Annotated in this window: 14 protein-coding genes; all 14 read right to left on the bottom strand. The window is 63.6% G+C overall.

All coding sequences use genetic code 11. The features are described from left to right. Positions 1 to 4: 4 nt before the first annotated feature. The 14 genes from rplC to rplA all read right to left on the bottom strand — a co-directional run bounded on the left by rplC (position 5) and on the right by rplA (position 19,378). A complete protein-coding gene (gene rplC / locus ACN9M2_RS14655) occupies positions 5 to 646 on the bottom strand; it encodes a 50S ribosomal protein L3 (RefSeq protein ID WP_371023353.1) in 642 nt (213 codons plus the stop codon). A gap of 20 nt (positions 647 to 666) precedes the next feature. Next, positions 667 to 978 (bottom strand): 30S ribosomal protein S10, encoded by a 312-nt coding sequence (rpsJ, locus tag ACN9M2_RS14660; RefSeq protein ID WP_014402136.1) that lies wholly within the window; start codon positions 976 to 978, stop codon positions 667 to 669. A gap of 439 nt (positions 979 to 1,417) precedes the next feature. Continuing rightward, positions 1,418 to 1,975: a hypothetical protein gene (locus tag ACN9M2_RS14665; protein ID WP_426285398.1), complete on the bottom strand. Its 558-nt coding sequence runs from the start codon at positions 1,973 to 1,975 to the stop codon at positions 1,418 to 1,420. A gap of 9 nt (positions 1,976 to 1,984) precedes the next feature. After that, complete coding sequence (locus ACN9M2_RS14670) at positions 1,985 to 3,088, bottom strand: lipase family protein (RefSeq protein WP_426285399.1); 1,104 nt, start codon at positions 3,086 to 3,088, stop codon at positions 1,985 to 1,987. Between the two features lie 27 nt (positions 3,089 to 3,115). Beyond that, complete coding sequence (locus tag ACN9M2_RS14675) at positions 3,116 to 3,793, bottom strand: hypothetical protein (RefSeq protein WP_426285400.1); 678 nt, start codon at positions 3,791 to 3,793, stop codon at positions 3,116 to 3,118. 520 nt (positions 3,794 to 4,313) lie between these two features. Then, positions 4,314 to 5,504, bottom strand: coding sequence for an elongation factor Tu (tuf, locus tag ACN9M2_RS14680; RefSeq protein ID WP_426285401.1), 1,191 nt, complete (start codon positions 5,502 to 5,504; stop codon positions 4,314 to 4,316). 49 nt (positions 5,505 to 5,553) lie between these two features. After that, positions 5,554 to 7,683, bottom strand: coding sequence for an elongation factor G (fusA, locus tag ACN9M2_RS14685; protein ID WP_426285402.1), 2,130 nt, complete (start codon positions 7,681 to 7,683; stop codon positions 5,554 to 5,556). A gap of 26 nt (positions 7,684 to 7,709) precedes the next feature. Further along, positions 7,710 to 8,177: a 30S ribosomal protein S7 gene (gene rpsG, locus ACN9M2_RS14690; protein ID WP_090059100.1), complete on the bottom strand. Its 468-nt coding sequence runs from the start codon at positions 8,175 to 8,177 to the stop codon at positions 7,710 to 7,712. 16 nt (positions 8,178 to 8,193) lie between these two features. Further along, positions 8,194 to 8,568 (bottom strand): 30S ribosomal protein S12, encoded by a 375-nt coding sequence (gene rpsL, locus ACN9M2_RS14695; RefSeq protein WP_036115505.1) that lies wholly within the window; start codon positions 8,566 to 8,568, stop codon positions 8,194 to 8,196. Between the two features lie 173 nt (positions 8,569 to 8,741). Continuing rightward, on the bottom strand, positions 8,742 to 12,956 hold the full coding sequence (gene rpoC, locus ACN9M2_RS14700) for a DNA-directed RNA polymerase subunit beta' (protein WP_426285403.1): 4,215 nt from the start codon (positions 12,954 to 12,956) through the stop codon (positions 8,742 to 8,744). Positions 12,957 to 12,981: 25 nt separating this feature from the next. Continuing rightward, a complete protein-coding gene (rpoB, locus tag ACN9M2_RS14705) occupies positions 12,982 to 17,151 on the bottom strand; it encodes a DNA-directed RNA polymerase subunit beta (protein ID WP_426285404.1) in 4,170 nt (1,389 codons plus the stop codon). Between the two features lie 233 nt (positions 17,152 to 17,384). Then, entirely contained in the window at positions 17,385 to 17,756 is a 372-nt protein-coding gene (gene rplL / locus ACN9M2_RS14710) for a 50S ribosomal protein L7/L12 (RefSeq protein WP_426285405.1), read from the bottom strand. Between the two features lie 47 nt (positions 17,757 to 17,803). Continuing rightward, positions 17,804 to 18,328, bottom strand: a complete 525-nt coding sequence (gene rplJ, locus ACN9M2_RS14715) for a 50S ribosomal protein L10 (protein WP_306849834.1) — start codon at positions 18,326 to 18,328, stop codon at positions 17,804 to 17,806. Positions 18,329 to 18,670: 342 nt separating this feature from the next. After that, positions 18,671 to 19,378: a 50S ribosomal protein L1 gene (gene rplA, locus ACN9M2_RS14720; protein WP_306849831.1), complete on the bottom strand. Its 708-nt coding sequence runs from the start codon at positions 19,376 to 19,378 to the stop codon at positions 18,671 to 18,673. Between the last annotated feature and the right edge of the window lies 1 nt (position 19,379).

Raw genomic sequence — 19,379 nt, forward strand, 5'->3', positions numbered from 1 at the left:
CTCCTCAGCCCTTGGTCGTCGGACGGATCACGACGTCACCGCCCGGCGCGCCGGGGACTGCGCCCTTGACCGCGATCAGGTGGCGCTCGGAATCGACCGTGACAACTTCGAGACCCTGCTGGGTGCGGTTGACCGCGCCCATGTGGCCCGACATCTTCTTGCCAGGGAACACGCGGCCCGGCGTCTGGCGCTGGCCGATCGAGCCCGGGGCGCGATGCGACAGCGAGTTACCGTGCGTGGCGTCGCCCATCTTGAAGTGGTGACGCTTGATGGTGCCCTGGAAACCCTTACCCTTCGACACACCGGAGACGTCGACCGTCTGACCGACAGTGAAGACGTCGCCCGCCGAGATCTCGGTGCCGATCGCGTACTTGCCTGCGTCTTCCGCGCTCACGCGGAACTCCCACAGACCGCGGCCCGGCTCGACCTTGGCGTTGGCGTAATGGCCCTTCAGCGGAGCCGTCAGGAGCGAGGCGCGCTTGGCACCCGTCGTGACCTGCACGGCGCTGTAGCCGTCGTTCTCTTCGGTCTTCACCTGCGTCACGCGATTCGGGGTCGCTTCAATCAGCGTCACCGGAATCGAGCGGCCGTCTTCGGTGAAGAGCCGGCTCATGCCGCACTTGCGGCCAACCAGTCCGATACTCATCTTCGTATCCTTTTATCCGCTCAGCCGAGCTTGATCTGCACGTCAACGCCAGCCGCGAGATCGAGCTTCATGAGCGCGTCCACGGTCTTGTCGTTGGGGTCGACGATGTCCAGAACGCGCTTGTGGGTACGGGTCTCGTACTGGTCGCGGGCATCTTTGTCGACGTGCGGCGACACCAGAATGGTGTAGCGCTCAATCTTGGTCGGCAGCGGGATCGGGCCGAGGACCGTAGCGCCGGTGCGCTTGGCCGTCTCGACGATTTCGCTGGCCGAACGGTCGATCAGGCGATGATCGAACGCTTTGAGCCGGATGCGAATCTTTTGGTTCGCCATAAAACCGTGTCCTGTTATCGAAAGAACGTTCTTGTGATTCGGAGGGGCTTCTCGCCACCCCGCACAACCCTGGTGCTACTTACGGGTACCGCAACGGGCCGCCCTGGAACGGTCAAAACCGCCCGGAACGACCCGAAAAAGTCAGGCAGGCCGAGTTATCGGCCTGCCTAGACAGAAAAGTATAGAATACGCAACGAGATAGGTCAACAGAGCTTGCGCCCCGTGGCCCGTTGGTACCCTACTCGGCATCCTTGCCTGCGAACTCGAAGCACATTCCATGCGCCTCATTTCGCGGTGTCCGGTCGCCCACTGATGAGGACCGGGAGGTATAGCCCAGCGACTATAACCTATCGCCGGGCCGAAGGGAAGCCCCTGGAAGGAACCACGTCGAATGGGCTGCGCCCTCCCCCGGCTGGATCATGCACATGCGGCCCTGGTCCTATCGTTGCCTGAGGGGGACGTAGTCTCCGTAGCGTTTGTCCGTGCGCCCCACGCGAGCGCACAACCGTTCGCCGCACAGTCGAACATCAGCCTGATTGTAGGCCCGGAGCAGATCGGCCTCGATCCGCTGCTGCGCGATGACCTGCTTGTAGTGCCATCCCAGGTAGCCGCCAACCACGAGCACCGACAGAAGAACCGCCAGCACCCCCACCACCAGCCAGACCGCCTTGTTCACGAAGCCTGCCAGCTTGCGCTGTATCCGGACCATCGCATCCGTGCTCGCCTGCATGACGCGCTGATGCTCGGCTGCTTCCCGGGCCACTTCCGAAAATGGTTCGTTCAAGCCCGTTCGCACGGTCCGCGTGGCATCCGCCGCGATCGCGCCCAGGGTCACATCCGCAGCCTGGCGCATGATGCCGGGTAGAGCCTGCACGGTCCGCTCTTGTTGCTTGGTAGCCTCCCGGTGGCGGGCGTCCATCGACTCGCTCATGCGGGACAGCCGCTCCACCATCATCGCCATCTGCATGGCAGCGCTCTTCGTGCCTTCTTCGCGCATCGTCACTCCTTACAGGCGCATCACCGGGCCGCTGGTCTGCCGGACCTGCGAGACCTGCTGCTCCTGCGCCTGCTGCACCTGCGCTTCCAGAGCCGCGATGCGGTCCTCCATGTCCACCTGCCGCGCCGCCTCCATGTGGAATTCCCGTGCGGCATCGGTCTGGCCGATCTGTCGAAGCGCTTCCATGAAGCCCTGATCGTCCTGCTCTAGGGCTTTGCATAGATAGTCGAACATCTCGTCCGTATCGGCGGTCGCCGCCAGTGGCGGCATGGCGGCGCGGCCCTGCTGGTCCGGCTGCTGGTCCGGCTGCTGATCTTGCTGCTGGCCCAGCAGGTGCCAGGGCGCGGACAGGTCAAGCGGCACGCCGCGTGGCAAGTCATCCAGCGGACGATGATGCAGGTCGCGCATGTAGTTATGCGCGAACACCGCCGCCGGCTGATTGCCTTCCTTGTCCCAGAAGTTGCCGATGCCGTGCGCGGCGGCGATGGCGCCGACCTCGCCGACCGGCGACAGGCCACCCTGCTTGTGGCGCTGGTAATCGGCGTGATCCATATAGTCCACACTGCGGCCGATCGAGTCGGCGAGCGTCGATACCGGATCATGGTACATGCGGTGGTTGACGACGCGGTCCTGGGCGGATGACACGTCCAGGCCCAGCCCCTCGGCCATGGACCGGGCACCATACGTGTTGAAGGTCTCCGCGTGTATGCCCGCCGATTCGGGCATGGCGGCTTGCAGTTGTGCGAGGGCACCGCCCAGCGAGTGACCGGTGATGCTGATGTCGCTTACGGGGATATGTTTCTTCTCGGCGTGATGTAAAGCCCAGCGCATCGTCGCGGCCGCTTCAGGCCATTGAGTGGGTGCACCCATCATCCCCATGCCCAGATCGGCAGTGATGTCATGAATGTTGGAAGGGTCGGTGCCCTTGTTCGTAACGATAAGCTGGCCGGTCGCCTCGTCTTGCAACACGGCGCCGCGGTAGTTGGTCGGGGATGGCGGGGAAACGTAGAGCACAGTGTAGAGACGGCTATCGCTCTCGATATCGGTCTTTGCCGTCAGCGGCGCATAAACCGCATGAGAGAGAAATGCATATTGTTCGGAAGGAAGAGACATATCCATTTCCTTGGATAGAAGTTACTGCTAGTCGCCGCTAGAAGCAGTAGGCGGGTTTGGTGCGGTGTCTGTCCTCACGGACTTGACGAAATTGCTCTGGCTGAAGACGCCCCGCACGCGCGGACGCAGCAACGCCGAGTCCTCGGACACATGAACCGTGATGGGGACGCGACTGTAATGGGACACGTTCGGCATCGGCCATCTGCCGTAGCAGCTTTGCGGATCATCATCAGCCTGGAACTGGCAAATGGCTCTGTATTCGGCGCCGGGAGCCAAGTCCTCGCGAAGACCCCAGTGCCCAAGCGCGTCCCTCCCCGTAAAGGAGTCACGAACCAGGAAGTAAGGGGCAGCAAGCTCCCAATTGCAGGCGACTTCGTTGTACCGATCTAGGTAGACGTTGAAACGGGCCCGCTTCGGGTCCCCACTTTCATTCGGAACGTCGAACGTTCCATGGGGATAGACAAAGCTGCCGCCACCCCGAAGCGGATCGAAGTAACCGCATTCGCGCTGTTGGTTCTGATAGAGCGCTTTCATGATGACGATGTAGCGCTTCGCATCCTCAGGATGATCGAACGTCACCGTGACGTGCAGCACCTCCTTCGGATGCGGATTCAGAGGCGGCGGGCTGAGATCCTTTTTCTCGGCGCACGCAGCCAGCGCGGGAAACAACAACAGCGGAAGCAGTGTCCATGCACGAAAGTTCATCAGGACAGCTTAGCGATACCGCATGAGGACATCTTTAGAAGAATCCTCAAAAAAACCCGTGCCTTTTTTCATGCGCGCCAATCGAGACAGGGCAAACGAACACTAGCCTTCAACGTGATGACGCAGCGCTCGAACCAACTTGCGTCAACGCACGAAAGAGCCGGCGGGTGCCGCCCTCAGGGCCGTTAGCGCAGGCGAGTGATCCAGGCGGATCAGGCCCGCAGGGGGCCAACCATGGATGGTTGGCCTTCTTCGCGAGACAGGATGTCGAGTCGAAGAACCCCGGCTGGTTCACGACCCGGCCGCAGGCCATAGATACACGGCCGCGCTAGCGGCCCTTCCTTGAGGGGTCGCCGGAGGCGTGGCCCCGAGGGCGGCGCTCGCCGGCTCTTGCCGCGACCGCGCACCCCGCGATGCCGAAGGCGAGCCCGACCCACCATTCACAAGAACAAAAAAAAAGCGGAGGCTTTCGCCTCCGCTTTTCGAAACCGGACGGGTTGCCCCGCCCCGGCGATCCTTCTTACTTGTTGATCTTGGAGACGACGCCGGCGCCGACGGTACGACCGCCTTCGCGGATCGCGAAGCGCAGGCCTTCGTCCATCGCGATCGGGAAGCCCAGCTTGACGCTGATCTTCACGTTGTCGCCCGGCATCACCATCTCCACGCCTTCCGGCAGCGTGATCGAACCGGTCACGTCCGTCGTGCGGAAGTAGAACTGCGGACGGTAGTTGCTGAAGAACGGCGTGTGACGGCCACCCTCGTCCTTCGACAGGATGTACACCTCACCCTCGAACTCCGTGTGCGGCGTCACCGAACCCGGCTTGGCCAGCACCTGGCCACGCTCGACGTCTTCACGCTTCAGACCACGAACCAGCACGCCGACGTTGTCACCGGCCTGACCCTGGTCCAGCAGCTTGCGGAACATCTCCACGCCCGTCACCGTCGTGGTCTGGGTGTCCTTCAGACCGACCACTTCGGCCGGGTCACCCACCTTGACGATGCCGCGCTCGACGCGACCGGTCAGCACCGTGCCACGACCCGAGATCGAGAACACGTCTTCCACCGGCAGCAGGAACGGCTTGTCGATGTCGCGCTCCGGCTCCGGAATCCAGCTGTCCAGCGCATCGACCAGCTTGATGATCGACGGCACGCCGATCTCCGACTGGTCACCGTCCAGCGCCAGACGCGCCGAACCGTGGACGATCGGCGTGTCGTCGCCCGGGAACTCGTACTTCGACAGCAGCTCGCGCACTTCCATCTCGACCAGCTCGAGCAGCTCGGCGTCGTCCACCATGTCGGCCTTGTTCAGGAACACGACGATGTACGGCACGCCCACCTGGCGCGACAGCAGGATGTGCTCACGCGTCTGCGGCATCGGGCCGTCCGCGGCCGAGCACACCAGGATCGCGCCGTCCATCTGCGCCGCACCCGTGATCATGTTCTTCACGTAGTCCGCGTGCCCCGGGCAATCGACGTGGCCGTAGTGGCGCTTGGGCGATTCGTATTCCACGTGCGCGGTCGAGATCGTGATACCGCGCGCCTTCTCTTCCGGCGCCGCGTCGATCGAACCGTAGTCCTTGAACTCGCCGCCAAAACGCTCGGCGCCAATCTTCGTCAGCGCAGCCGTCAGCGTGGTCTTGCCGTGATCGACGTGACCGATGGTGCCGACGTTGACGTGCGGCTTCTTACGTTCGAACTTACCCTTTGCCATGACTCTAAACCTCTAAAAGAACGTTATATGTTTAAAGAAGAAGCCCTTATCAGGACTTCTTCATGACCTCGTCGGCGACATTCTTCGGCGCCGGATCGTAATGATCGAACTCCATCGTGAACATCGCACGGCCCTGGCTCAACGAGCGGATCGTGGTGGCGTAGCCGAACATCTCACCGAGCGGAACCATCGCGTTGATGGTCTTGCCCGACGGCGTATCGTCCTGGCCGGTCAGCATGCCGCGACGGCGGCTCAGGTCGCCCATGATGTCACCGACGTAATCTTCCGGCGTCACGACCTCGACCTTCATGATCGGCTCGAGCAGCACCGGCTGCGCCTTGGCGAAACCTTGCTTGAACGCCATGGAAGCGGCGAGCTTGAACGCCATTTCGGACGAGTCGACGTCATGGTAGGAACCGAAGACGAGCTTGACCTTCGTGTTCACGACCGGGAAACCAGCCAGCGGACCCGAGGTGATCGTCTCACGCAGGCCCTTCTCGACCGACGGGATGAATTCCTTCGGAATCACACCACCCGTGATGTCGTTGATGAAGAGGAAGTCGTCCTTGATCTGGGCGGCCAGCTTCTCATCCTTACGGTCGGCAGCGGTGATCGGCGACAGTTCGATCACGACGTGACCGTACTGACCCTTACCACCCGACTGCTTGGCGTGCTTGTAGTCCGACTTGACGTCCGACGCCTGGATCGTTTCGCGGTAAGCCACCTGGGGCTTGCCGACGTTGGCTTCGACGTTGAACTCGCGACGCATGCGGTCCACCAGGATGTCCAGGTGAAGCTCGCCCATGCCCGAGATGATCGTCTGGCCCGACTCTTCGTCCGTACGGACGCGGAACGACGGATCTTCCGCAGCCAGGCGGCCGAGGGCGATACCCATCTTTTCCTGGTCCGACTTGGTCTTCGGCTCGACCGCCATCGAGATCACCGGCTCGGGGAACGACATGCGCTCGAGCGTGATGATGTGATCCTGCGCGCACAGCGTGTCACCGGTCGTGACGTCCTTCAGACCGACCGCCGCGGCGATATCGCCGGCGCGGACTTCCTTCAGTTCGTGACGCTCATTGGCGTGCATCTGCAGGATGCGGCCGATGCGCTCCTTCTTCGACTTGACCGGGTTGTACACCTGGTCACCGGCGTTCAGCGTGCCCGAATAGACACGGAAGAACGTCAGCGCGCCGACGAACGGATCGGTCATGATCTTGAACGCGAGCGCGGAGAACGGTGCATCGTCCTTGGCTTCGCGGGTGTCCGGCTTCTCGTCTTCGTCGATGCCTTCGACCGGCGGACGGTCGAGCGGCGACGGCAGGAGATTGACGACCGCGTCGAGCATCGCCTGGACGCCCTTGTTCTTGAACGCCGTACCGCAGAAGACCGGGATGATCTCGCTCTTCAGCGTACGCAGGCGCAGGCCTTCGATGATCTCGGCTTCGGTCAGCTCTTCGCCACCGAGGTACTTGTCCATCATCTCTTCCGTGGCTTCCGCCGCGGCTTCGATCATGGCCGTACGATCGGCCTCGGCCTTGGCCTGGAGCTCGGCGGGAATCTCGACGTATTCGAACTTCATGCCCTGGGACTCCATGTCCCACTTGATGGCCTTCATCTTGAGGAGGTCGACGACGCCCTCGAAGTTGTCCTCGGCACCGATCGGCACCTGCATCGGCACCGGGTTGGCGGCAAGGCGGCTCTTCAGCTGGTCGACGACCTTGTAGAAGTTCGCGCCGGTGCGGTCCATCTTGTTGACGAACGCCAGGCGCGGCACCTTGTACCGGTTGGCTTGGCGCCACACGGTTTCCGACTGCGGCTGCACGCCACCCACGGCACAGAGGACGAACACGGCACCGTCGAGAACGCGGAGCGAACGCTCCACTTCGATGGTGAAGTCGACGTGTCCCGGGGTGTCGATGATGTTGAAGCGGTGCTCGGGCAGCGAACGATCCATGCCCTTCCAGAACGCCGTGGTGGCGGCGGAAGTGATGGTGATGCCGCGCTCCTGCTCCTGCTCCATCCAGTCCATCGTAGCGGCACCGTCGTGCACCTCGCCAATCTTATGACTGACACCGGTGTAGAACAGGATGCGCTCCGTGGTCGTGGTCTTGCCGGCATCGATGTGAGCCATGATGCCGAAGTTGCGGTAGCGCTCGATGGGCGTAGTGCGTGCCACGGTCTTTCCTCAATCTGGAGCTGTAATTACCAGCGGTAATGCGAGAAGGCCTTGTTGGCCTCCGCCATGCGATGCGTCTCTTCGCGCTTCTTGACGGCGCCGCCACGGGATTCCGAGGCTTCGAGCAGTTCGGCGGCCAGCTTGCGCGGCATGGACGTTTCGCCGCGCTTGCGCGCTGCGTCGATCACCCAACGCATGGCGAGAGCCATACGACGGCCCGGACGGACTTCGACCGGCACCTGGTACGTGGCACCGCCGACTCGGCGGGACTTCACCTCGACGGCCGGGGCGATGTTGCCCAGGGCCTTCTCGACGAGCTGCACCGGCTCGGCGTTCTTCTCGCCGATGTGCTGCAGGGCGCCATAGACGATGGCTTCAGCGACGGACTTCTTGCCGGACTTCATCACCATATTGATGAAACGGGCAATCAGCTGGCTTCCGTGCTTCGGGTCCGGGAGGACCACACGGGCGGGATGGGAACCTTTACGCGACATAATTCTTGTCCTCTACTCAGCTCTTCGGGCGCTTGGCGCCGTACTTCGAGCGCGACTTGCGACGCTTGGTCACGCCGGCGCAGTCGAGACTGCCGCGAACCGTGTGGTAACGCACACCGGGGAGATCCTTGACGCGACCGCCGCGGATCAGGACCACCGAGTGCTCCTGCAGATTGTGACCTTCGCCACCGATGTAGCTGATGACTTCGAAACCGTTGGTCAGGCGCACCTTGGCAACCTTACGCAGCGCCGAGTTCGGCTTCTTCGGAGTGGTCGTATAAACGCGCGTGCACACCCCGCGGCGCTGCGGGCTGCTCTGCAGGGCCGGCGAGGCGCTCTTGTACGCCTTCGGGCTGCGGGATTTGCGCACCAACTGGTTGACTGTCGTCATGCGAAGCTATTCCTGAGAAACATAAAGGCAGACCGATAGATCGGCCCGCCAGAGAAGCGTTGTTGACGTGCGCCGCCCGCGAAGCGGGCCAGCGCCCATCGTCCCTGATTCCGAACACGAGGCGCATCCTTGCGCCTCATTTCGTATGTACGAGCAAAACCCGGGTACGGGCCTTACTCGGCGCTATCGTTGGACCCGGCGGGAGCCTCTTCGAACGTGACAGCCGGTGCCGAAGAACCCGAGAGGGTTTCCAGCTCCGAGGCCGTCAGTCCGCCCTGGCTACGACGCGAAGCGTGGTATGCCAGACCCGTACCCGCAGGGATTAGCCGCCCAACAATAACATTTTCCTTCAGGCCACGCAACGTATCCCGGGTGCCACGGACCGCCGCCTCGGTGAGGACGCGGGTGGTTTCCTGGAACGAAGCCGCCGAGATGAACGACTCGGTGGCCAGCGAGGCCTTGGTGATGCCCAGCAGGACCGACTCGAACTCGGCCCGACGCTCGCCCCGCTTCTCGGCGCGCTCGTTTTCCTCGTTGATCCGGACGCGCTCGACCTGCTCACCGCGCAGGTAGGTGCTGTCACCGGGCTCGGTGATCTCGACCTTGCGCAGCATCTGGCGAATGATCGCTTCGATGTGCTTGTCGTTGATCTTCACGCCCTGCAGGCGGTAGACGTCCTGGATCTCCTTGACCAGGTACGAGGCCAGCGGCTCGACACCCAGCAGGCGCAGGATGTCGTGCGGATTCGGCTCGCCGTCGACGACGGTTTCGCCCTTCTCCACGTGCTCGCCCTCGAACACGATGACCTGGCGCCACTTGGGAATCAGCTCCTCGTGCTCGTTGCCGTCCACGTCCTTGATGATCAGGCGCTGCTTGCCCTTGGTGTCCTTGCCGAAGCTGACGATACCCGAGCGCTCCGCGAGGATCGCCGGCTCCTTCGGCTTGCGGGCTTCGAACAGGTCGGCGACGCGCGGCAGACCACCCGTGATGTCGCGGGTCTTCGAGGTTTCCTGCGGGATACGGGCGACGACGTCGCCCACGCCCACTTCGGCACCGTTCTGGATCGAGACGATCGCACCGGCCGGCAGGAAGTACTGGGCCGCGATGTCCGTACCCGGCAGCTTGAGCTCGCGGCCCTTGCTGTCTTCCAGGCGAACGATCGGGCGCAGGTCCTTCGCCTGCGTGCCGCGACGCTTCGGATCCGTCACCACCGCCGACTCGAGGCCGGTCAGTTCGTCGGTCTGCGACTGCACGGTCACGCCATCGATGAAGTCGATGAAGCGGACCACGCCGGCCACTTCCGTGACGATCGGGTGGGTATGCGGATCCCAGTTCGCGACGGTCTGGCCGGCCTTGACCGGGTCGCCGTCCTTCACCGCGATGGTCGCACCGTAAGGCACCTTGTAACGCTCGCGCTCGCGACCGTTGGCGTCGATGACGCTCACTTCGCCCGAACGCGAGACGGCGACCAGGTGACCCTGCGCATGCTCGACCGACTTCAGGTTGTTGAACTTCAGCGCGCCGGTCGTGCGGACCGTCACGTTGTCCACCGCGGCCGCACGGGACGCCGCGCCACCGATGTGGAACGTACGCATCGTCAGCTGGGTACCCGGCTCACCGATCGACTGCGCGGCGACCACACCCACGGCCTCGCCCATGTTGACCAGGTGACCGCGAGCGAGGTCGCGGCCGTAGCACAGGGCGCACACGCCGTGGCTGGCACGGCAGGTGATCGGCGAACGGACCTTGATCAGCTGCACGCCGGCCTTGTCGAGCTGGTCGACCAGGTACTCGTCGAGCAGCGTGTCGCGGGTCACGATCGGCTGGTCGTCATCGCCCGGGGCGTAGACGTCCTCGACCACGACGCGACCGAGCACGCGCTCGCGCAACGGCTCGACCACGTCACCGCCTTCGACGATCGGCGACATCAGCACGCCATCTTCCGTGCCGCAATCGTGCTCGGTGATGACGACGTCCTGAGCCACGTCGACGAGGCGACGGGTCAGGTAACCGGAGTTCGCGGTCTTCAGCGCGGTATCCGCGAGGCCCTTACGGGCACCGTGGGTCGAGTTGAAGTACTGCAGGACGTTCAGGCCTTCGCGGAAGTTCGCCTTGATGGGCGTCTCGATGATCGAGCCGTCCGGGCGAGCCATCAGGCCACGCATGCCTGCCAGCTGACGAATCTGCGCCGCGCTACCACGCGCGCCGGAGTCCGCCATGATGTACAGCGAGTTCATCGACTTCTGGTTGACCGTGTTGCCGTCGGCGTCCTGCACCTTCTCGGTGCCGATACCGTCGATCATCGCCTTGGCGACGAGTTCGTTGGTACGCGACCAGATGTCGACCACCTTGTTGTAACGCTCGCCGGCGGTCACCAGGCCCGACTGGTACTGCTCCTGGATCTCGACGACTTCCTTCTCGGCTTCCTCGAGGATGCCCTTCTTCTCGGCCGGGATCTTCATGTCGTCGATGCCGATGGAGATACCGGCGCGCGTCGCGAAACGGAAGCCGGTGTACATCAGCTTGTCGGCGAACACGACCGATTCCTTCAGGCCGAGCAGACGGTAGCTCTGGTTGATCAGGCGCGAGATGTTCTTCTTGGTCAGCTCGGTGTTGACCAGCGCGAAGGGCAAGCCCTCCGGGATGATCTCGGCGAGCAGGGCGCGACCCACCGTGGTGTCGACCAGGACGAGGCGCTCGACGCGCTCGCCATCGACGGTTTCCACGCTGCGCACGCGCACCTTCACCTTGGCGTGCAGTTCGACCGCACGGTTGTCGTACGCACGACGCACTTCGCCGACGTTCGCGAACACCATGCCGGTGCCCTTCGCGTTGATCAGCTCGCGGGTCATGTAGTACAGGCCGAGCACGACGTCCTGCGACGGCACGATGATCGGCTCGCCGTTCGCCGGCGACAGGATGTTGTTCGACGACATCATCAGGGCGCGGGCTTCGAGCTGCGCCTCGATCGACAGCGGCACGTGCACGGCCATCTGGTCACCGTCGAAGTCGGCGTTGAACGCCGTACACACGAGCGGATGCAGCTGGATCGCCTTGCCTTCGATGAGGACCGGCTCGAACGCCTGGATACCCAGGCGATGCAGGGTCGGCGCACGGTTGAGCATGACCGGGTGCTCGCGGATCACGTCCTCGAGGATGTCCCAGACCTGCGCTTCCTCGCGCTCGACGAGCTTCTTCGCGGCCTTGATCGTGGTGGCTTCGCCACGGGCCTGCAGCTTGGCGAAGATGAAGGGCTTGAACAGCTCGAGCGCCATCTTCTTCGGCAGGCCGCACTGGTGCAGGCGCAGCGTCGGGCCGACCACGATGACCGAACGGCCCGAGTAGTCGACGCGCTTGCCGAGCAGGTTCTGGCGGAAGCGGCCCTGCTTGCCCTTGATCATGTCCGCGAGCGACTTCAGCGCGCGCTTGTTCGTGCCGGTGATGGCACGACCGCGGCGGCCGTTGTCGAGCAGCGCATCGACCGACTCCTGCAGCATGCGCTTCTCGTTGCGCACGATGATGTCGGGCGCGGCGAGTTCGAGCAGACGCTTCAGGCGGTTGTTGCGGTTGATGACGCGACGGTACAGGTCGTTGAGGTCGGAGGTCGCGAAGCGGCCGCCGTCCAGCGGAACGAGCGGACGCAGGTCGGGCGGAAGCACCGGCAGGACGGTCATGACCATCCATTCCGGCTTGTTGCCCGACTCGAGGAACGCCTCGATCAGCTTCACGCGCTTGGTGAGGCGCTTCAGCTTGGTCTCGGAATTCGTCGACGAGATCTCTTCCTTGAGGCGAATGACTTCGCCCGGCAGGTCGAGGCTCTTCAGCAACTCGTAGACGGCCTCGGCACCCATGCGAGCATCGAATTCGTCACCGTGCTCCTCGGTGGCTTCCAGGTACTGGTCTTCGCTGAGCAGCTGACCGCGCTCGAGCGCGGTCAAGCCCGGATCGATCACCACGAAGGCTTCGAAGTACAGGATGCGCTCGATGTCACGCAGGGTCATGTCCAGCATGAGGCCGATGCGCGAAGGCAGCGACTTCAGGAACCAGATGTGCGCGGTCGGGCTGGCCAGTTCGATGTGGCCCATGCGCTCGCGACGGACCTTGGCCAGGGTGACCTCGGTGCCGCACTTCTCGCAGACCACGCCGCGATGCTTCATGCGCTTGTACTTGCCGCACAGGCATTCGTAGTCCTTGATGGGACCGAAAATGGCCGCGCAGAACAGACCGTCACGCTCAGGCTTGAACGTGCGGTAGTTGATGGTTTCCGGCTTCTTCACTTCGCCGTACGACCACGAGCGGATCAACTCCGGCGAAGCCAGAGCGATCTTGATCGCGTCGAAATCCAGCGTCTGTCGCTGCTGGTTGAACAGATTGAGCAGGTCTTTCATGCGTAATCTCCGGTAGCCGCGACGATCACTTGATCTCTTCGAGTTCGATGTCGATGCCGAGCGAGCGGATTTCCTTCACGAGTACGTTGAAGGATTCCGGCATGCCCGCGGCCATTTCGTGGTTGCCGTCCACAATGTTCTTGTACATCTGGTTGCGGCCCTGGACGTCGTCCGACTTGACGGTCAGCATTTCCTGCAGGGTGTACGCAGCGCCATACGCCTCCAGCGCCCAGACTTCCATTTCGCCGAAGCGCTGGCCACCGAACTGCGCCTTGCCGCCCAGCGGCTGCTGGGTAACGAGCGAGTACGGTCCCGTCGAACGCGCGTGCATCTTGTCGTCGACGAGGTGGTTCAGCTTCAGCATGTGCATGTAGCCGACGGTGACCGGGCGATCGAACGCCTCGCCGGTACGGCCGTCGAAGAGCACCGTCTGTCCGGATTCCGGCAGGTCGGCGAGCTTGAGCATGTGCTTGATCTCGGACTCCTCGGCACCGTCGAACACCGGCGTCGCCATCGGCACGCCGTCGCAGAGGTTGTTCGCCAGGGAGACGATCTCGTGGTCGGACATCGACTTGAGGTCGACGTGACGCACCGCGCCTTCCGCACCGGCGTTGCCGTGGTTGTAGACCTCGTCGAGGAACTCGCGCAGCTTGGCGGGCTTCTCGTTGGCCTGGATCATCGCCTCGATCTTGTGGCCGAGACCCTTCGCCGCCCAGCCGAGGTGAACCTCGAGGATCTGGCCGATGTTCATACGCGAAGGCACGCCCAGCGGATTCAGCACGATGTCGACCGGACGACCGTCGGCGGAGAACGGCATGTCCTCGACCGGAACGATCATCGACACGACACCCTTGTTACCGTGGCGGCCGGCCATCTTGTCGCCCGGCTGGATGCGGCGCTTGACGGCCAGGTAGACCTTGACCATCTTGAGCACGCCCGGCGCGAGGTCGTCGCCCTGGGTGATCTTGCCCTGCTTCTCCTTGAAGCGCTTGTCGAAGTTCTCCTTGTGGCGCTTGACCTGTTCGGCCGCACGCTCGAGGAACTCGGACACTTCCTCTTCCTTGACGTTGATCTTGAACCAGTCGTCCTTCTTCAGGCCGTCCAGGTAGGCGTCGTCGATCGTCGTACCGCGCTTGAGGCCACCCGGACCGCTCATCGCGGTCTTGCCGACCAGCTGCGAGCGCATGCGGGCGTAGATCGCGCCTTCGAGGATACGGAACTGGTCGTCGAGATCCTTGCGGATCCGCTTCAGTTCGGTCTCTTCGATCTGCTTGGCGCGCTTGTCCTTCTCGATACCGTCGCGGGTGAAGACCTGCACGTCGATGACATTGCCGTCCATGCCCGGGGGCACGCGCAGCGAGCTGTCCTTAACGTCCGAGGCCTTCTCGCCGAAGATCGCGCGAAGCAGCTTCTCTTCCGGCGTGAGCTGGCTCTCGCCCTTCGGCGTGACCTTGCCGACGAGGATGTCGCCCGCCTTCACTTCCGCACCGATGTACACGATGCCGGACTCGTCCAGGCGCGCGAGCGCCTGCTCACCGACGTTCGGGATGTCCGCCGTGATTTCCTCGGCGCCGAGCTTGGTGTCGCGGGCGATGCAGGTCAGTTCCTCGATGTGGATCGAGGTGTAGCGGTCTTCCTGCACCACGCGCTCGGAGATCAGGATCGAGTCTTCGAAGTTGTAGCCGTTCCACGGCATGAACGCGACGAGCATGTTCTGGCCGAGCGCGAGTTCGCCGAGGTCGGTCGAGGAACCGTCCGCCAGCGTGTCGCCCACCGCCACCACGTCACCCACGTTCACCAGCGGACGCTGGTTGAGGTTGGTGTTCTGGTTGGAGCGGGTGTACTTGGTCAGCGTGTAGATATCGACACCGGCATCGTCGTCGCCGACTTCGGCTTCGTTGACGCGCACGACGATACGGGCCGCGTCGACCTGGTCGATCACGCCGCCACGACGGGCCGACACGGTCACGCCCGAGTCACGCGCCACGGCGCGCTCGATACCCGTGCCGACGAGCGGCTTCTGGCTGCGCAGGGTCGGAACGGCCTGGCGCTGCATGTTCGCGCCCATCAGCGCGCGGTTGGCGTCGTCGTGTTCCAGGAACGGGACGAGCGCCGCGGCGACCGACACGGTCTGCATCGGCGAGACGTCCATGTAGTTGATCTCGGCCGACGGACGCAACTCGGACTCACCACGGAAACGGCAGGAGACGAAGTCCTCGATGAACTTGCCTTCCTTCGTCAGCGGCGAGTTCGCCTGCGCGATCACATGGTCGCCTTCCTCGATCGCGGAAAGGTAGTCGACCTTGTCGGTGACCTTGCCGTTCTCGACCTTGCGATACGGCGTCTCGAGGAAGCCGTAGGCGTTGGTGCGGGCGTACACGGCCAACGAGTTGATCAGGCCGATGTTCGGGCCTTCCGGGGTTTCGATGGTGCAGACGCGGCCGTAATGGGTCGGGTGCACGTCGCGCACTTCGAAGCCGGCGCGCTCACGGGTCAGGCCGCCCGGTCCGAGCGCCGACACGCGGCGCTTGTGGGTCACTTCGGACAACGGGTTGTTCTGGTCCATGAACTGCGAGAGCTGCGACGAGCCGAAGAACTCCTTCACCGCCGCCGCGACCGGCTTGGCGTTGATCAGTTCCTGCGGGGTCAGGCCCTCGGATTCGGCCAGCGACAGGCGCTCGCGAACCGCGCGCTCGACGCGGACGAGACCGATGCGGAAGGTGTTCTCCGCCATTTCGCCGACCGAACGCACGCGACGGTTACCCAGGTGGTCGATATCGTCGACCGTGCCGGTGCCGTTGCGGATGTCGATGAGCACGCGCAGCACGTCGAGGATGTCGGACGTCTCGCCCTGCTCCGCGACCAGGCGCTGGCACTCGTCTTCCTTGCGCTCGGCGAAGTACTTGTGGTCGTACAGCACGCCCGGGCCGATGACGTCCTTGCGGCCGACACGACGGTTGAACTTCATGCGACCCACGGCCGACAGGTCGTAGCGATCGAAGGTGAAGAACAGGTTGAAGAACAGGTTCTGCGCGGCGTCCTTGGTCGGCGGCTCGCCCGGACGCATCATCCGGTAGATTTCGACCAGGGCTTCGAGCTGCGTGCGCGTGTTGTCGATGCGCAGCGTGTTCGAGATGTACGCGCCACGATCGAGATCGTTCACGTACAGCGTCGGCACCGTCTCGATACCGGCCTTGCGGAAGCGCTCCAGATGCTCGGCGGTCAGTTCGTCGTTGGCCGCGGCGATGATCTCGCCGGTGTCCTTGTCGACCATGTCGATCGCGACGATGCGGCCGACCGGGTAGTCGTCCGGCACTTCGAGCGTGGTGATCTTCTCGCTGGCGAGCTGGCGAACGTGGCGCGCGGTGATGCGCTTGCCGGCTTCGACCAGCACCTTGCCGTCGATCACGAGATCGAAGGAAAGCGTTTCACCACGCAGGCGCTCGGCGACGAGGTCGAGGGTGACGCCACCCTTCTTGCCCAGGTGGAACACGTTGTGCTCGAAGAAGATCTGCAGCATCTCTTCGTTCGTGTAGCCGAGCGCGCGCAGCAGCACGGTCACCGGCAGCTTGCGGCGACGATCGATACGGGTGAACAGCGCGTCCTTCGGGTCGAACTCGAAGTCGAGCCACGAACCACGGTAAGGAATCACGCGGGCGGAGAACAGCAGCTTGCCCGAGCTGTGCGTCTTGCCACGGTCGTGATCGAAGAACACGCCCGGCGAACGATGCAGCTGCGAGACGATGACGCGCTCGGTGCCGTTGATGATGAAGGTGCCGGTCTCGGTCATGAGCGGGATCTCGCCCATGTAGACCTCCTGCTCCTTCACGTACTTCACGGCCTTCTTGGACGCCGGGCTGTCCTTGTCGTAGATGACCAGGCGGACGGTCGTGCGCAGCGGCGCGCCGAACGTCATGCCGCGGTTGCGGCACTCGCGCTCGTCGAACGCCGGCTCGCCGAGCCGGTAATCCACGTATTCGAGGGCGGCATTGCCGGAATAGCTGGAAATCGGGAACACCGACTTCAGCGCGGCATGCAGGCCCTTGTCTTCACGCTGCTTGGGGTTGACCTGCTCCTGCAGGAATTCCTTGTACGAGTCGGTCTGGATCGTCAGCAGGTTGGGCACGCCCAGCACGGGCGGACGCTTGCCGAAATCCTTACGGATGCGCTTCTTCTCGGTAAACGAGTAGGTCATGGTGGGTACCGCCTCGGTTCAGTAATGGGTCGATCAAAATCGGATGAATCGAAAATCGGAGATCGAGATTCGTACCGCAGGGCATCGCTGCCCTCGACTCCCGATGTCCCATTTCCGACGGAACAACAACGGACATGGAACGTGGAACCCGGCCTGGAACGGCCAAAGCCCGGGGGCTTACGCCCCCAGGCTCACTTGACGCTATGTCGAACAGCTGGCGCGCAAGGCGCCGATTACTTGAGTTCGACCGTGGCGCCGGCAGCTTCGAGGTCCTTCTTGAACTTCTCGGCATCTTCCTTCGAAGCCGCTTCCTTCACGACGCCGCCGGCCTCGGTGAGGTCCTTGGCTTCCTTCAGGCCCAGGCCGGTGATGGCGCGGACGGCCTTGATCACGTCGACCTTCTTGTCGCCGGCGGACTTCAGGATCACGTCGAACTCGGTCTGCGCTTCGGCAGCCGGGCCGGCAGCGGCCGGGCCAGCGACGGCAACCGGGGCGGCAGCCGAGACGCCGAAGGTGTCTTCGATCGACTTCACCAGCTCCATGATTTCCATCAGGGACTTGGCCTTGATGGCTTCGACGATCTGTTCGGTGGTCAGGGTGGACATTGTTTCTTACCTTCTGAAATGGGGTCTTATGGAAATAAGTCGACGAATCAGGCTTCGGCCGGGGCTTCGGCGGCGACTTCGCCACCACCCTGCTTCTCGCCAACGGCCTTGACGGCGCGCGCGAACATCGTGACCGGCTCGTTGAGGACGCGAGCCAGCATGGCCAGCGCTTCCTGACGGGTCGGCAGCGAGGCAAGCACGTCGACGTGGGCGGCGGGAAGGAGCTTGCCTTCCACGGACACGACCTTCGTCTTGAGCTTGTCGTTGGTCTTCGCGAATTCCTTGATCAGGCGGCCTGCGGCGCCCGGTTCCTCAGTGGAGAACGCATAGAGCAGCGGACCGACGAGAGCGTCCTTGACGACCTCGAATTCGGTACCGGCCACGGCGCGTGCAGCGAGGGTGTTCTTGACAACTTTCAGGAACACGCCCGTTTCACGAGCCTTCTTGCGCATCTCGGTCATCTGGGAGACCGTGGTGCCCGCGTATTCGGCGGCGACCAAGGAGTGAGCCTTCGCGGCGACTTCTGCCAGCTCGGCGACTACTTCTTGCTTCTGAGACAGATTGAGAGCCATTGCACTCCTCCAATTGAACTCCGCTCACGACTCCTGCCGCTTGCGGTCCTGGGCGACATCGTCCTGACGTCGGGGACACGGGGTCCCGGGTGGTGGCCTTTCCAGATTCGAAACGAATGCCAGAAGGGGCTGCACCATCTACGCAGGCTGGACCCGAAGAGGCATCCGATTAAGCGAACCCGCTACCGACGACGGCGTTTCCTTGCCAACACGAGCTCCCTGCTCGTCGCCGTCGCGCGCTGCTCGCGCCTACGGTCTTTGACGGCTGCCCCGGTACGAAACCGGGGTCGCCCTCAAAAACGTGCCCCCGCCGGCCGGGCCGGCGAGGGTCGTAACTCTTGCTTACTTGGTCGAGGTGTTCACGGTCGAGGTATCGACCGGCACGCCCACGCCCATGGTGCTCGACAGCGACACCTTCTGGATGTACTGGCCCTTCGCCGCGGCCGGCTTGGCCTTCAGCAGATCGGCGATCAGCGCATTGAGGTTGTCCGCCAGCTGGGCGGCTTCGAAGCTCGCCTTGCCGATGGTGGCATGGATGATGCCGCCCTTGTCGTTGCGGAACTTGACCTGGCCGGCCTTGGCGTTCTTGACGGCCGTGGCGACGTCGGCGGTGACCGAGCCGTCCTTCGGGTTCGGCATCAGGCCACGGGGACCGAGCACCTGGCCGAGCTTGCCGACGACGCGCATCGCGTCCGGCGTGGCGATGACGCGGCCGTAGTTGAGATCGCCCGCCTGCATCTTCTCGGCGAGGTCGTCCATGCCGACGGCGTCGGCGCCGGCCGCGAGGGCGGCGTCGGCCTTCTCACCGGCCGGGACGAACACGGCGACGCGAACGGTCTTGCCGGTGCCGTGCGGCAGCAGCGATGAACCGCGCACGCCCTGGTCCGACTTCTTCGCATCGATGCCCAGGCGGACAGAGACGTCGACCGACTCGGCGAACTTCGCCTTGGCGTTGTCCTTGACGATCTTCAGTGCCTCGTCGAGACCGTAGGTCTTGCCGGGCTGAACGGCGGCCGTGGCGGCCTTCATACGCTTAGTGAGCTTTGCCATG

This window comes from Luteibacter sp. E-22 (genome assembly GCF_049913125.1).
Classification (GTDB): domain Bacteria; phylum Pseudomonadota; class Gammaproteobacteria; order Xanthomonadales; family Rhodanobacteraceae; genus Luteibacter.

Coding starts and splice junctions, on each gene's coding strand:
- rplC (WP_371023353.1), bottom strand. CDS start 646: ATGAGTATCGGACTGGTTGGCCGCAAGTGCGGCATGAGCCGGCTCTTC.
- rpsJ (WP_014402136.1), bottom strand. CDS start 978: ATGGCGAACCAAAAGATTCGCATCCGGCTCAAAGCGTTCGATCATCGC.
- ACN9M2_RS14665 (WP_426285398.1), bottom strand. CDS start 1,975: ATGCGCGAAGAAGGCACGAAGAGCGCTGCCATGCAGATGGCGATGATG.
- ACN9M2_RS14670 (WP_426285399.1), bottom strand. CDS start 3,088: ATGTCTCTTCCTTCCGAACAATATGCATTTCTCTCTCATGCGGTTTAT.
- ACN9M2_RS14675 (WP_426285400.1), bottom strand. CDS start 3,793: ATGAACTTTCGTGCATGGACACTGCTTCCGCTGTTGTTGTTTCCCGCG.
- tuf (WP_426285401.1), bottom strand. CDS start 5,504: ATGGCAAAGGGTAAGTTCGAACGTAAGAAGCCGCACGTCAACGTCGGC.
- rpsG (WP_090059100.1), bottom strand. CDS start 8,177: ATGTCGCGTAAAGGTTCCCATCCCGCCCGTGTGGTCCTCCCGGACCCG.
- rpsL (WP_036115505.1), bottom strand. CDS start 8,568: ATGACGACAGTCAACCAGTTGGTGCGCAAATCCCGCAGCCCGAAGGCG.
- rpoC (WP_426285403.1), bottom strand. CDS start 12,956: ATGAAAGACCTGCTCAATCTGTTCAACCAGCAGCGACAGACGCTGGAT.
- rpoB (WP_426285404.1), bottom strand. CDS start 17,151: ATGACCTACTCGTTTACCGAGAAGAAGCGCATCCGTAAGGATTTCGGC.
- rplL (WP_426285405.1), bottom strand. CDS start 17,756: ATGTCCACCCTGACCACCGAACAGATCGTCGAAGCCATCAAGGCCAAG.
- rplJ (WP_306849834.1), bottom strand. CDS start 18,328: ATGGCTCTCAATCTGTCTCAGAAGCAAGAAGTAGTCGCCGAGCTGGCA.
- rplA (WP_306849831.1), bottom strand. CDS start 19,378: ATGGCAAAGCTCACTAAGCGTATGAAGGCCGCCACGGCCGCCGTTCAG.